Origin of the sequence: Paenibacillus sp. Root52 (assembly GCF_001426865.1) — a bacterium.
Lineage (GTDB): Bacteria > Bacillota > Bacilli > Paenibacillales > Paenibacillaceae > Paenibacillus.
In genome coordinates this window covers 736,853-750,764 of sequence record NZ_LMFO01000001.1, presented here as the reverse complement: position 1 = coordinate 750,764, position 13,912 = coordinate 736,853, and the positions used below count along the sequence as shown (strand labels likewise).

At 44.7% G+C, this 13,912-nt stretch carries 12 protein-coding genes; 10 read left to right on the top strand and 2 right to left on the bottom strand.

Annotation, left to right across the window (positions count from 1 at the left end; translation table 11 throughout):
* Positions 1 to 58: 58 nt before the first annotated feature.
* The 9 genes from ASD24_RS03160 to ASD24_RS03120 all read left to right on the top strand — a co-directional run bounded on the left by ASD24_RS03160 (position 59) and on the right by ASD24_RS03120 (position 10,886).
* Positions 59 to 2,281 carry a glycoside hydrolase family 52 protein gene (locus tag ASD24_RS03160; RefSeq protein WP_056691364.1) on the top strand — a complete coding sequence of 741 codons (2,223 nt, stop codon included), beginning with the start codon at positions 59 to 61 and terminating at the stop codon, positions 2,279 to 2,281.
* Positions 2,278 to 4,410 carry an alpha-glucuronidase family glycosyl hydrolase gene (locus ASD24_RS03155; RefSeq protein WP_056691361.1) on the top strand — a complete coding sequence of 711 codons (2,133 nt, stop codon included), beginning with the start codon at positions 2,278 to 2,280 and terminating at the stop codon, positions 4,408 to 4,410. Before ASD24_RS03160 ends, ASD24_RS03155 begins: the two co-directional genes overlap by 4 nt.
* A 61-nt stretch (positions 4,411 to 4,471) precedes the next feature.
* Complete coding sequence (locus ASD24_RS03150) at positions 4,472 to 5,542, top strand: NAD(P)-dependent alcohol dehydrogenase (protein WP_156395308.1); 1,071 nt, start codon at positions 4,472 to 4,474, stop codon at positions 5,540 to 5,542.
* Between the two features lie 309 nt (positions 5,543 to 5,851).
* On the top strand, positions 5,852 to 6,118 hold the full coding sequence (locus ASD24_RS03145) for an HPr family phosphocarrier protein (RefSeq protein WP_056692525.1): 267 nt from the start codon (positions 5,852 to 5,854) through the stop codon (positions 6,116 to 6,118).
* A gap of 142 nt (positions 6,119 to 6,260) precedes the next feature.
* Positions 6,261 to 6,512, top strand: a complete 252-nt coding sequence (locus tag ASD24_RS03140; protein WP_056691355.1) for a type B 50S ribosomal protein L31 — start codon at positions 6,261 to 6,263, stop codon at positions 6,510 to 6,512.
* 201 nt (positions 6,513 to 6,713) lie between these two features.
* The gene (locus ASD24_RS03135; RefSeq protein ID WP_056691352.1) at positions 6,714 to 7,019 is read left to right on the top strand and encodes a Dabb family protein; all 306 of its coding nucleotides are present in this window, start codon (positions 6,714 to 6,716) and stop codon (positions 7,017 to 7,019) included.
* A gap of 61 nt (positions 7,020 to 7,080) precedes the next feature.
* A complete protein-coding gene (locus ASD24_RS03130; protein WP_056691350.1) occupies positions 7,081 to 7,848 on the top strand; it encodes an SDR family NAD(P)-dependent oxidoreductase in 768 nt (255 codons plus the stop codon).
* A gap of 188 nt (positions 7,849 to 8,036) precedes the next feature.
* Positions 8,037 to 9,764: a ubiquinone-dependent pyruvate dehydrogenase gene (poxB, locus tag ASD24_RS03125; protein ID WP_056691347.1), complete on the top strand. Its 1,728-nt coding sequence runs from the start codon at positions 8,037 to 8,039 to the stop codon at positions 9,762 to 9,764.
* 366 nt (positions 9,765 to 10,130) lie between these two features.
* Entirely contained in the window at positions 10,131 to 10,886 is a 756-nt protein-coding gene (locus tag ASD24_RS03120; RefSeq protein WP_056691344.1) for an SDR family NAD(P)-dependent oxidoreductase, read from the top strand.
* Positions 10,887 to 11,035: 149 nt separating this feature from the next.
* On the opposite strand, the gene ASD24_RS03115 is transcribed toward ASD24_RS03120, so the two are convergent.
* On the bottom strand, positions 11,036 to 11,401 hold the full coding sequence (locus tag ASD24_RS03115) for a ribosomal protein L7/L12 (protein ID WP_056691340.1): 366 nt from the start codon (positions 11,399 to 11,401) through the stop codon (positions 11,036 to 11,038).
* Between the two features lie 36 nt (positions 11,402 to 11,437).
* Positions 11,438 to 12,625 carry a cytochrome P450 family protein gene (locus tag ASD24_RS03110; RefSeq protein WP_056691338.1) on the bottom strand — a complete coding sequence of 396 codons (1,188 nt, stop codon included), beginning with the start codon at positions 12,623 to 12,625 and terminating at the stop codon, positions 11,438 to 11,440.
* A 168-nt stretch (positions 12,626 to 12,793) separates the two neighbouring features.
* Here ASD24_RS03110 and ASD24_RS03105 point away from each other — a divergent pair, with 168 nt between their 5' ends.
* A complete protein-coding gene (locus ASD24_RS03105; RefSeq protein ID WP_056691335.1) occupies positions 12,794 to 13,771 on the top strand; it encodes an aldo/keto reductase in 978 nt (325 codons plus the stop codon).
* The last annotated feature ends 141 nt before the right edge of the window (positions 13,772 to 13,912 follow it).

The window sequence follows — 13,912 nt, the reverse complement described above, 5'->3', positions numbered from 1 at the left end:
CATGATAGGATGGGGCTAATGAAAACGTATGCATACCATTTGAGAGGGGTCATGTTTCATGAGCACATCCAAATCTATTTTTTATAATGCCCATCACTCACCCATTGGAGCTTTTGCTAGTTTCACTTTAGGTTATAAGGGAGCGAAGGGTGGACTCGGCCTTGAGCTGGGCAAGCCAGCAGATCAGAATATCTATATTGGTGTTCAGTCTAGAGATGGCGAGACCTATCAAGCCCTTCCTTTTTATGAAGCGACTGAAGACGAGAGTGTCCGATATGACGTGGAGAAGCTGGAAAGTTCAGATGCAGAGCAGGCAGCAGGACAACAGGAAGTTGCGGAATCTACAGCACATTCTGTGCGAGCACAGCAGCCGTTCATTTCGGCTTTTCGAGATGAAGAGATCACACGTAAGTTCACTTCCGGAACAGATACATGGACCGCAGGAGATCTTACATTTCGCATATACTCACCGGTACGTCCTGTGCCAGAGCCGCTGAAGGGTGAGCGTGAAGCATTAATGGATGCGCTTGTGCCTGCAGTACTGGTTGAAATGACGATTGATAATACGCAGGGACAACAGGCACGCAAAGCGTATTTTGGATATCAAGGCAATGATCCTTATTCAGCAATGAGAATGATTGGTGGCCCAGAAGGCGGCTCTTTAACAGGTGTGGGTCAAGGACGCTTAACCGCGATTATGTCTAAGGATGATGGACTGTGGCCCGCTCTAGGTTTTACATTAGAGAAAATTCTTCAAGAGAAACATATTGAAAATCTTGCGTTTGGCTTGGGCGGTACGGCTGCATTGTTAATGGAGGTTCCGGCAGGCGAGACACGTACATACCGTTTTGCGGTCTGCTTCTATCGCGGAGGCATTGCTACTTCTGGAATCGATACGACTTATTGGTATACTCGATACTTTGCAAATATTCAGGAAGTAGGGCAGTATGCACTCAATCGGTACGATGAATTGGCATCGTCATGCGAGGAGGCTGATCATCGTCTGGGAACGGCTTCTCTCTCCGAAGATCAGGCTTTCATGCTTGCTCATTCCATCCATAGTTATTATGCAAGCACACAGCTGCTTGACGCTGACGGTGAACCGTTCTGGATCGTTAACGAAGGGGAATATCGCATGATGAATACACTGGATCTGACGGCAGATCAGTTGTATTTCGAATTGGCTCTTAATCCGTGGACTGTGCGGAACGAGCTGGAATGGTTTGTGAAGCGTTATAGTTACACTGATCATGTTCGTTTTCCAGGTGAAGAGAAAGAATACCCAGGTGGCATTACGTTTACACATGATATTGGAGTAGCGAATGTATTTTCTAGACCCGGACATTCAGCCTACGAGCTTGTGGGCATTGACGACTGTTTCTCGCAGATGAGCCATGAGGAATTAGTGAACTGGCTCTGCTGTGCGACAGTATACATTGAGCAGACGCAGGATCACAGCTTTGTCCAAGACATGTTACCTGTTATTCAAGATTGCTTCCAAAGCATGCTTAACCGAGATCACCCAGAAGAACAGCAACGTAATGGTCTCATGGGGCTGGATAGCACTCGCACCAAAGGCGGAGCAGAGATTACAACTTATGATAGTCTGGACGTATCGCTAGGGCAGTCCCGCAACAATATCTATTTGGCAGGAAAATGCTGGGCCGTTTATGTCGCTCTGGAGAAGCTGTTTGCAACAGAGAAACTTGCGGATCTGTCCCTTCAGGCGGGACGCCAAGCTGATCTTTGCGCAGCCAGTGTGGCAGCACAGTTAACAGAGGCCGGTTACATTCCGGCGGTAATCGCGGAGAACAATGATTCTCGAATTATTCCAGCTATTGAAGGCTTAGTTTTCCCGTACTTCACAGGATGTGAAGGTGCGCTTGATGTTAATGGCCGCTTCAGCTCATATCTGCAAGCACTGAGAACGCATTTGAACACGGTTCTAGTACCAGGTACCTGTCTATTTGAGGATGGTGGATGGAAGCTTTCATCTACAAGCAATAACTCATGGCTTAGCAAAATCTATTTATCTCAATTCATTACACGAGAGCTTCTAGGAGTTGAGTGGGACGAATCCGGCAAACAAGCCGATGCAGCTCATGTGAACTGGTTATTGCATCCGGAAGAATCCTACTGGTGCTGGAGTGACCAGATCCTATCTGGCGTTGCAGTAGGAAGTAAATATTATCCGCGCGGAGTAACATCTATTTTGTGGCTTCTTGAAGGTAAGGGTCATCAATTAGGACGTATTTACGCAAGCAAGGAGGCTGTACAATGAGTCGATCTATCGTTCAGACGGACTTATCTGGTCCACAGTATGATGCATGGCTGTCTTACCGTTCAGGTTCATCTACAAGAGGGGGAGTAGCGAAACATGCTCCTTCCTGGATCCGGCACATTATTGTAAATGAAAAACATGAGGTCGTATCTACGGCTGTTGCTGAACTCATACAAGGATTAGAGAATCTATACGGTGTAAAACCAACTGTAAATCAAACTCAAGCAGCTCAAACGAACTCAGATGCAGCAGCAGGGATATGGCTGGGCACTTGGTCTGGTTCATCCAGTGTAGCTGGACAATTCAGTGAAAGTGAACGTACCTCCGTTCAGGGAGAAGGCTATGCCATTCGTTTTAATGAAGAGCTAGGTCAACTGGTTATTGGAGCTGAATCCGCACAAGGTATCCTTTATGGTACGTTTCATGTTCTGAGAGAGCTTACTCTAACCTCAGAAAGTTCGATTGATGCCGAACCTCTGGAGTCTAGATTACGTTACATTGCAGAACAACCACGTAATTCTCTACGGATGATTAATCAGTGGGATAATGTGGATGGCAGTATTGAGCGAGGTTATGCCGGCGATTCCATTTTCTATGAGAAGGGGGAATTCACTCGTGATCTTGGACGGATACGAGATTATGCACGACTTCTTGCCTCAACCGGGATCAACGCGATCTCCATCAATAATGTGAACGTACATCAACGTGAGTCATTGTTTCTGACTGAACATTTCTTAGGGGATGTGGCTCGCGTTGCAGCTGAATTCAGAGCGTATGGCATTCAACTTTTCCTAAGTGTCAATTATGCAAGTCCAATCGAGATCGGTGGGTTGAATACAGCAGATCCTCTTGATGAGCAAGTTCGTGAATGGTGGAATGTGCATACCGCTAAAGTGTATGCTGCCATACCTGACTTTGGGGGTTATTTAGTAAAAGCAGATTCTGAAAATCGACCTGGACCTTTCACCTACAATCGTGATCATGCGGATGGTGCCAATATGCTTGCAGAAGCCCTACGTCCATTCGATGGAGTTGTTATCTGGCGCTGCTTCGTCTATAACTGCAAGCAGGATTGGCGTGATCGTTCAACGGATCGCGCACGTGCAGCATATGATCATTTTACTCCGCTCGATGGCCGCTTTGCGGATAATGTCATTTTGCAAATCAAAAATGGTCCCATGGACTTCCAGGTTCGTGAAGCAGTATCTCCACTGTTTGGTGCCATGGAGCAGACGAATCAAGTGATTGAGTTTCAGATTACACAGGAATATACGGGTCAGCAGCGTCATCTGTGTTATCTGGTACCACAGTGGAAGGACGTCTTGGATTTTGATACGTATGCCAAAGGCGAAGGGTCCGAGATTAAAAATATTGTCGATGGATCGATGTTCAACAGATCTTATAGTGGCTTTGCAGCCGTTTCAAACATCGGTTCAGATGCATGCTGGACAGGACACCCACTTGCTCAGGCTAACTTATATGGATATGGAAGGCTAGCTTGGAATCCAGAGTTGTCAGCTGAAGAGATCGCTGAAGAATGGATTCGCCTAACGTTTGGACATGACGAAGAGGTGATTCATACCATCTCAGCCATGTTGCTGAGCTCACTGGACATTTATGAGAACTATACGGCACCTCTAGGGGTAGGCTGGATGGTTAACCCGAATCATCATTATGGTCCTAACGTGGATGGATATGAGTATTCCAAATGGGGAACTTACCACTTTGCCGATTGCGAAGGCATTGGTGTGGATCGAACGGTGCGTAGTGGCACGGGGTATACTTCCCAGTATCATCAGCAGAACACGGACAAGTATGAATCCCTTGAACAGTGTCCGGATGAATTGATATTATTTTTCCATCATGTACCTTATACGCATGTGCTTCACTCCGGCAAAACGGTCATTCAACACATTTATGATACTCACTTTGAAGGAGCAACGCAGGCGGAAGAGCTGGCTAATCAATGGAGAAGCCTTGAAGGCAAGATTGATGCAAGCATATACGACAAGGTTGCTTCATTGCAGGAGGAACAGGCTGAACATGCGAAAGAATGGCGAGACATGATTAATACTTACTTTTATCGTAAGAGTGGCATTGATGATGAACAGGGCAGAACGATTTATTAACGTTAGATAGAACCTATACCTTAGAGATCATTCGTGTATGGACAGAAGAAGGAGGCGCAGCATGAGACAACATTCCATTCCAGAGACAATGAAGGCAGCTGTTATGAAGGAACCAGGTCACATCCACATTGAACAGCAAGCAGTTCCCGTACCTAAGGCAGATGAAGTACTCATTCAAGTCATGGCTGTAGGTGTATGTGGGTCTGACGTACACTATTTCGAGCATGGTCGGATTGGCCGATTCGTTGTGGAAAAGCCGATCATACTAGGTCATGAATGTGCAGGAATCGTGGCAGCCGTGGGTTCTAGCGTGACTAGGCTTAAACAAGGAGACCGCGTAGCCGTCGAGCCTGGGGTGACTTGTGGCCGGTGTTCGGCTTGTAAGGAGGGGCGCTATAATTTGTGCCCGGATGTGGAATTCTTGGCGACGCCTCCTGTTGATGGAGCATTTGTTCAGTACATGACGATACGTGAAGATATGGCATTTCCGATCCCAGATCATCTTTCGTTTGAAGAAGCAGCCTTGAACGAACCATTCTCGGTGGGTATTCATGCCGCGCGTCGGAGCAAGCTTGCTCCGGGAACAACGTTAGCCATCATGGGGATGGGGCCTGTAGGTTTAATGGCTGTAGCCGCGGCGAAGTCGTTCGGAGTGGAACGAATTATTGTGACAGACTTAGAAGAAGTTCGACTTGAGGCTGCACGCCGACTCGGAGCTACGCATACGATCAATGTTCGAAATGAAGATGCACTTCCAATCATTCGTCAAGTCACGAATGGTCAAGGTGTTGATACCGCGTGGGAAACTGCGGGTAATCCCAAAGCACTACAGACAGCGCTATATTCACTACGGCGCGGAGGGAAGCTTGCCATTGTGGGTTTACCTGCACAAGACGAAATTGCGCTGAATGTTCCTTTTATTGCGGATAATGAAGTGGATATATACGGGATATTCCGCTATGCGAATACGTATAGTGCAGGAATTGAATTCTTAAGTTCTGGTCAGCATGACGTGATGACGCTGATTACGGATCGTTATAGCCTGGAGGACACGCAGCAGGCGATGGAGCGGGCTTTGCATAACAAAAGCGGAAGTCTTAAAGTGATGGTTTACCCTAATGGAATGCAGTAAAATAACCAATTCTTGATAGGTCATACGAACGAACAGCGATTCTTAGACATTCGCTGCTGTTTAAGCCCCACCCTGTGGGGCTTATTTTTTTATTTTGCAGTCATAATAAGCTATACAAGCCCATATAAAGTGGTATAATTCTTGGACGATTTTAATAATTACACGAGAGAATAGAGGACAGAAATCGCATGAAGATGCAACGCGTTCGATTGGAAGCTTTCGATACGAAAGCTACATCGGAATTTTTTCTGTCATTGGAGTAGCAAGTGTAATGTTGTTCGAGTTATAGAGCGAAAGGATATGAAGGTTGTGAGAACACATGAATTTACGATTCACACGGATTTTCACCGGGATGATCTGATGTCTGTATCTTCTCAAGCATCACGCTTTGCCTCCGATATTTCAATGTCGTTTCTGGATGCTGATTATGAACGTCGAGTTGATGTCAAAAGCTTGCTCGGGATGGCTCTTCTTCCCATAAAGCAAGGGAGCATTGTCAGATTGCAAACCAGAGGTTGGGATGAACTTGAGGCTCTAGAGTACATGTTAGATGTGCTGGAGAAAAGAAGGAAGTAGCTCTAGAAGAGGTGGAAATGACGCCGAATTGTAATTTTTTTTATGTTTGTTCAATTCCTGCTGGTGCTTCTTGCAAAAAAAGAGTATAATAAAATTTAGTTTGATTCTAGGAAGTACCCATTTTAAAGGAGTGTAAATAGATATGCCAAAAGCTGATATCCATCCAAAGACACAAATCGTAATTTTCTACGATGCAAGCGCTGATTACAAATTCCTGAGTTCTTCGACTAAATTCTCGAACGAAACAATGGAATGGGAAGATGGTAACACTTACCCAGTAATCCGTGTGGACACTAGCTCCGCATCCCACCCGTTCTTCACTGGTAAACAAAGAAACGTGGACATCGGTGGTCGTGTTGACAAGTTCAACCGTAAATACAACCTCAAAAACTAGTCTGTCCATAGATTGCATGAAAACCTTGAGAATTCGTTCTCAAGGTTTTTTTGTTTCTATTAAGAACAACATGTAGATGTTAGTCATATGTACGGTCAGACGAACTTTAGACATGATTCTGCATATTTAGGATTGCGCTTACATCACATTCAAGGGTACACTAAGAAACAGAGCAAGATCATATTGAAGGAGGACATTGACATGAGTAGCATTACACATATGGTAACTTTTACACTTTACGTGGGCAAGGATACGCCAGAGGCAGAGAGCTTTTTACAAGAAAGCCAAACGGCATTAGCTGCTATCCCAGGTGTGGAGCAGTTTCAAGTGTTTCGCCAAGTGAGCGAGAAAAATGAATTCGATTACAGCTTTTCCATGGTTTTTGCGAATCAAGCGGCATATGATGCTTACAACAACCATCCGGTTCATGTCCAATATGTAGCTGAACGCTGGGAAAAAGAAGTAAGTCGTTTCCAAGAAATTGATCTGATTCAACATACAACATAAATCAAAATCATAGTTGTTCAAACGGGATTTTCGAAATCGTTTTCCATAAAGGTAGGTGTTCATGTTGAAACAGTTGGATCTCACAGGAAAGACGGCGTTGGTTACTGGAGCAACGGGTCAATTAGGAAGGGTTATTGCGCGTACTCTTGCTGATTGCGGTGCTAATATTGCCTTGCATTACATAAATAATGAGGCCAAGGCTCAGGAGCTCCAACGTGAGATTGAGAGCATGGGTAAACAAGCAATTATTGTTCAAGGTGACATCACCAGACCAGAGACGGCTCCACGGTTGCAAGAACAGATTCAATCTAGCATAGGTGGAGTAGATATCGTTGTAGCGAATGCTGTCATTCAATATGCATGGACAACGGTACTAGAACAGGCACCTGAAGATTACCTCGGACAATTCGAGTCTTGTGTGATGCAGAGCGTTTACCTAGCTAAAGCCTTTATTCCTTATATGAAAGAGGTTAAAGGTGGGCGTTTTATAGGCATCAACACCGAATGCGCCATGCAAAATTTCGAGACACAGTCTGCCTATACTGCGGGTAAACGTGGAATGGATGGCTTGTATCGTGTACTGGCAAAAGAGGTCGGTGAATATCAGATCACTGTTAATCAGGTGGCTCCTGGCTGGACGATTAGTGAACGTGATCGTTCTAGTGAACCTGGACATGATGAAGGCTATACACGTACTGTGCCATTGAAGCGAAGAGGGGAAGACCAAGAAATTGCTAATGCGGTTGCTTTTCTTGCATCTGATCTATCCTCGTTTATTACGGGAGCTTACATACCGGTTAATGGCGGCAACGTGATGCCTGCGATCTAATTAAATAGAGTATTTCGACCTGAAATCCGTTTGTCCTATGACAGACGGATTTTTCTTATTGTATTCATGTAGACTATATCCATACATACATATAAATTTGATTCGATATTCAAAACATTGGGGTATAAGAATAGGTATATTCATAACGTGGAAGCCTAACTCAAAATAAGCAATTAAAGGAGATCATCATGAAGAAAACAATCGCAGACGTTCTTGTCGAAGGTCTATTAAATGCCGGCATCAAGCGGATCTATGGCATTGTCGGTGACTCTCTTAATGCTGTCTTGGATTCGATTCGTCGTTCGGGTAAAATCGAATGGATTCATGTTCGGCATGAAGAAGTTGCCGCCTTTGCAGCCGGTGCAGATGCTGAAGTAAGCGGTAGTATTGCTGTGTGTGCAGGTAGTAGCGGCCCGGGAAACACACATCTAATCAATGGTTTATACGATTGTCATCGAAACCGCGTACCCATATTGGCTATCGCTGCCCATATTCCGAGCGACGAGATCGGGAGTGAATACTTTCAGGCTACTCATCCAGAATATCTGTTTCAAGAGTGTAGTCACTATTGTGAAGTCATTACAACAGCTAAACAGATGCCTCGTTCATTAACGATGGCCATACAGACGGCAGTAGCTCGTTCAGGTGTTTCGGTTGTTGTGTTACCTGGGGATGTTGCGGCGCTAGAAGCGGCAGATCTTCCTGTCCCTGAACATATATACCATCCAACTAATCCTGTCGTGCATCCTTCTGAGCCTGAACTTATCAAGCTTGCGGAATACCTGAATCAAGACAAAAAAATCACATTGCTGTGTGGAGCCGGTTGTGCAGGTGCTCGTGAACCTCTAATGGAGCTATGTGAACGCCTCAAATCACCGATGGTCATTGCGCTACGAGGTAAGGAATATCTTGAATATAATAATCCGTACTCTGTAGGATTAACGGGTCTAATCGGGTATTCGTCTGGCTACCATGCGATGATGGATTGTGATGTGTTAGTGATGCTGGGGACGGATTTCCCTTATCGTCAATTTTACCCTGAGGATGCAACGGTATTACAGGTCGACATTCAGGCCTCACATCTTGGGCGGCGTACGAAGCTCGACTTCGGTGTCTGTGGTGATGTGAAATCAACAATCGAAGCCTTGATGCCATATTTAACAAAAGAACATTCTGATAAACACTTGAAGAAAAGTGTTGATCGTTATGTCAAAGTACGTAAAGAACTGGACGAGCTAGCCACTGGCAAACCGGGTAAAACGCCAATCCACCCCCAATACTTAACGAAAATCATTAGCGATGCTGCTGCTGAGAACGCAATATTCACCTGTGATGTAGGCACGCCTACGGTGTGGGCTGCTCGATATATTGAAATGAGCCGTAATCGCAGGCTGCTTGGTTCATTTAACCACGGCACAATGGCTAACGCGCTTCCTCAAGCGATTGGTGCTCAAGTTGCAAATCCAGGTAGACAGGTTATCTCACTATCTGGAGATGGTGGTATTGCAATGCTCATGGGCGATCTATTAACGCTGAAGCAGCATAACCTGCCAATTAATGTGGTTGTATTCAATAACGGTGCACTAAGTTTTGTTGAACTAGAGATGAAGGCTGCTGGTTTTCTAGAATCGGGGACAGAACTTGTGAATCCTAACTTTGCTATGGTCGCTCAGGCTATGGGGTTAGAGGGCATCCGAGTGGAAGACCCAGCGGAGCTGGAGGGAGCAGTCCAGCGTGCACTTCAGCATGATGGTCCTGTCCTGATCGACGTTGTCGTGAATCGTCAGGAGCTCTCGTTGCCACCGAAGATTAATATTAAACAGGCTGAAGGATTCACGTTGTGGATGATGAAAGCTGTACTCAATGGTCGAGGCGATGAGCTGATTGAACTAGCTAAGACTAATTTGATACGGTAAGTAAGATAAACGTTCGGAGTTGAGATAATAGCCCTAGCTGAGAGCTAAACAACTGAGTTTGCTAGAAACATATTTCTTGATCCATGGCTGGAGTAAATACAGGACAGATTTGCGTGTAAACAAAGGAGTTAGCCATGCCTCGTATGAGGAGGGCACTCCTTGTTCAATCACGTTGTACATGTCCATATTATCGTGCATCATATTATTTAAAATTGTTTTTATTTTCTAAGTCCTATAAAATAAATGTAGTCAGATAGGATTATGTGTCTTTTGACATACATATGTTGCATGATGTGTTACTAGCTGCTTCATATTCATTTATTGGATCCGACGACGAGAGAATACACACACATGGAGGAGATCAGAATGAGTCATACAGGAAAAGTAGCCATTATCACTGGAGCAGGAAGTGGATTGGGACAGGCAGCCGCATTGAAGCTCGCTGAGAAGGGCGCATCTATTGTGGTAGTTGATCTAGTTGAAGCAACAGGCCAAGAAACAGTTAAACAGATTGAGGCGTTAGGTGGCAAAGCTATTTTTGTTCAAGCCGATGTAAGTAAGGCAGTAGATGTGGAAAACTACGTGAAGAAGACGGTCGAGGAATTCGGACGAATTGATATGTTCTTCAACAATGCGGGTATTTCAGGACCTGGTGTCAAATTAATCGAACATACCATTGAGCAATTTGACCAAATTATCGATATTAACCTGAGAAGTGTATTTTATGGGTTGAAATACGTGATTACTGAAATGCTCAAAACAGGCGGAGGTGCAATTCTCAACACTGCCTCTACAGCAGGAATTGTAGGCGTTCAAGCCGTTGCTCCTTATGCAGCAACGAAGCATGGTGTTGTAGGATTAACGCGTACAGCTGCAATCGAATATGGCAAAGATAACATTCGTGTTAATGCGATTGCCCCGGGTACGATTGAAACCCCTATGGTTGTTCAGTTTGGTAAGGATAATCCGGAAGTGTTCAAAGCAACCGTTGATAGTATCCCATCCGGACGTTTAGGTAAACCGGAAGAAATTGCGAACCTGGTTTCGTTCCTGCTTGGTGACGAAGCCCCGTATATTAATGGTGCTGTATATCCAATTGATGGTGCCGTAACTGCTCAGTAATATCGAATAGTAATCTTACGCGCACTAGGCTTGGTAACATAAAAAAAGGATAACACAAAAAGGCATCTGTCTAATGACAGTGCCTCTTTGTTTATCCTGCTAGCAGATATGAAACTTACGTAACTGCTTAAGAGATAGGCGATTGAATATTAACGATCCAAGGATTCTACATAATCTTTGGCTTCTTTAAGAGATAATCCTCTAGCTTCGCGAAGTCGCTTGATGGCCTTAATTTTCTGATCCCTCTGAAGCAGGGAGAGCAGCTCCTGATCTAATTCAGAAGGTGCTCCGTCTATTGTCGAAGACGAAGCGGTAAAAGACGTTGACGAAGCGTACTGCTGGGATGAGGATGAGGTTAAAGGAACCGAAGCATTGGACGGCATACGGGCGCCATTCTCCAAACGCTCGACATCTCTTTTTAATTCATTCAGCTGTCGCTGTAAGCTTGCCATCCGGACTAGCGAAATTAACATAAATAGCAAAAATACGATAAATATCATTGTGTTCATTTCCATGATGTTGGGCCTCACTTTCAGTTAAAACCAATATGATTAGAGTTGTAACGGAATCTCCTTCACACCGCGAACAATCATCCCAGGTCTCCATTCAAGCTGATGCACGTCAGCTTGAAGTTGCATATTAGGGAATCGACGTAGGAGTGTCATCACAGCGATCTCCCCCTCTAGACGGGCTAGTGGAGCTCCCAGACAGAGATGAATTCCTTTTCCAAAAGCTAAATGTGGACTCTTCTCACGAGTGATGTCGAATACGTCTGCATCTGGAAATTGTTGCTCATCCCGATTAGCAGAGTCCAAAGCAACGATAACCAATTCGCCCTGGCTAATAAGCTGATCTCGAAATTGAATATCTTCCAGTGCCCAGCGAGATGTGCTAAATTCAACAGGTCCGTTGTAACGGAGCATCTCTTCAATGGCTTGATGAATTAACTCGGATTGTTCAATGAGAAGATCTCGCTGGCTCGGGTGTTCTAATAAAGCTAAGATACCATTGCCAATGAGATTAACCGTTGTCTCGTGACCAGCAATAATTAGCAGCGCGACAACGCCTAACAGCTCGTTCTCCGTTAACTTCTCGCCAGCTTCCTCCGCAACAACAAGCTGACTGATCAGGTCATTCCCTGGTTCTTTACGAACCTTGTCAAACCAAGCATTTAGATATTCAATAAACTCTTGGGCATGTTGTTCAAACATTTCGGCGTGCTCAGAACTCGTAGCATCAATGATCGTGTTAGACCACATACGGAATTTATCCTGATCTTCTAGTGGTACACCAAGAATTTCACTAATCACGATGATGGGTAGCGGAAAAGCATAATCATCAATCAGGTTCATTTGATCCTTGGACTCTAGTTGATCCAGTAGATTGTCTGCAATAGTTTGAATATGATCTCTCATTCCTGCAATCCATTTAGGGGTGAATGCTTTCTGCACAAGTCCACGTAAACGGCGATGATCCGGTGGATCGGAGAATAACATATTATTGACAAAAATGCTCTGATTCTCAGCTCCATATCGTTTGGCTACGTCCTTACTCAACCGTGAATCTTTCAGTATCTCAACAGCATCCTCATATCGCGTAATGATCCAGCCGAATTCACCACTTGGGAACATCACTTTATAAATCGGATCGTTCTTTCTAAGATTTTCATATACAGGATAAGGGTTCTGCGTAAATTCTCTGGTAAAAAACTCTGGCTGGGAAGATTCATTCATGTTCAATGGGTAAATCTCCTTTCATCTAAGAGCTTGAAATATGATATTCTTGTTTAAGGAATTACAGGGAACTTTTGTGGGTTCATACATAAAGTTTGATTCATGTATATATTCCATATCGAAATGCTGAAACCTGTCTTCAACTATAAAAATGTAACGGAGGCGAAGTGTAATATGTCTAATCCTCAATTACCACTGCATCATCATCATATCCCTGCAAGCCCCCTTGTCCTAGGCTGTATGCGATTCGGGGGCGAGTGGAATGGACTCCCGATTACTGATGATTTAGTCTACGAGGGGCACCAGGCTGTGGAAGCTGCTCTTGAGATTGGCATTAATTATTATGATCTGGCAGATATTTATACACGAGGCAAGGCGGAGCATGTGTTTGGACGTATATTAGCGGAATCAGCAGGCTTAAGGGAACAGATCATCATTCAATCTAAATGCGGCATACGTCTTGTTGGAGATGATGATGGCCCACAACGTTATGATTCATCAGGTTCACATATCCTCGCCAGTGTGGATGGTATCCTTCAACGTTTAGGTGTCGATTATTTGGATATCTTACTGTTACACCGCCCAGACCCGCTTGCACACCCGCAAGAGATTGCGGAAGCCTTGGCTAAGCTTCATCATTCCGGTAAAGTAAGACACTTCGGTGTTTCCAATATGGGCTCAGAGCAGATTCGTCTCCTGCAGTCCTATAGCAACGTGCCTTTTATCGTGAATCAGCTTGAGATGAGCTTAGATAAAATCGGATTTGTCGAGGCTGGCGTCACCGTGAATCGTCCTCAAGCACTCCATAATGTATTCCCTTACGGAACAATGGAGTTCTGCCAATCGGAGCATATACAGCTCCAAGCTTGGGGTGCACTTGCTCAAGGACGTTTTACAGGAAGAGTCGTTGATGGCCAACGACCAGAGATCGAAGCAACAGCTCAAATCGTTGAACGTATGGCGAAGGAACGTGGCGTTACATCTGAGTCTATTGTACTTTCCTGGTTAATGAAACACCCTGCGGGTATTCAGCCTATTATCGGCTCGATCCGACCAGAGCGTATCAGAGCCTGTAAGGATGCGGTCCAAACCGAACTAACTCGCTACGAGTGGTATGAGTTATATTCGGCTTCTTGTGGACGGCGAATGTAGAACGTAGAGTGAATGATAGAGAAGTTCGTGAGCACAGGTTATTGCCTGTGCTTTTTTTTTGCGGGCTTGACGTTCATATTTACACTCTTACCCATGTCCATGGACTTATATATAAAGCCTGATATGAAGGACGTTACAACC

Excerpts from the sequence above, each read along its gene's own strand:
- ASD24_RS03160 (WP_056691364.1), top strand. The coding sequence starts at position 59 with ATGAGCACATCCAAATCTATTTTTTATAATGCCCATCACTCACCCATT.
- ASD24_RS03155 (WP_056691361.1), top strand. The coding sequence starts at position 2,278 with ATGAGTCGATCTATCGTTCAGACGGACTTATCTGGTCCACAGTATGAT.
- ASD24_RS03150 (WP_156395308.1), top strand. The coding sequence starts at position 4,472 with ATGAGACAACATTCCATTCCAGAGACAATGAAGGCAGCTGTTATGAAG.
- ASD24_RS03140 (WP_056691355.1), top strand. The coding sequence starts at position 6,261 with ATGCCAAAAGCTGATATCCATCCAAAGACACAAATCGTAATTTTCTAC.
- ASD24_RS03135 (WP_056691352.1), top strand. The coding sequence starts at position 6,714 with ATGAGTAGCATTACACATATGGTAACTTTTACACTTTACGTGGGCAAG.
- ASD24_RS03130 (WP_056691350.1), top strand. The coding sequence starts at position 7,081 with ATGTTGAAACAGTTGGATCTCACAGGAAAGACGGCGTTGGTTACTGGA.
- poxB (WP_056691347.1), top strand. The coding sequence starts at position 8,037 with ATGAAGAAAACAATCGCAGACGTTCTTGTCGAAGGTCTATTAAATGCC.
- ASD24_RS03120 (WP_056691344.1), top strand. The coding sequence starts at position 10,131 with ATGAGTCATACAGGAAAAGTAGCCATTATCACTGGAGCAGGAAGTGGA.
- ASD24_RS03115 (WP_056691340.1), bottom strand. The coding sequence starts at position 11,401 with ATGGAAATGAACACAATGATATTTATCGTATTTTTGCTATTTATGTTA.
- ASD24_RS03105 (WP_056691335.1), top strand. The coding sequence starts at position 12,794 with ATGTCTAATCCTCAATTACCACTGCATCATCATCATATCCCTGCAAGC.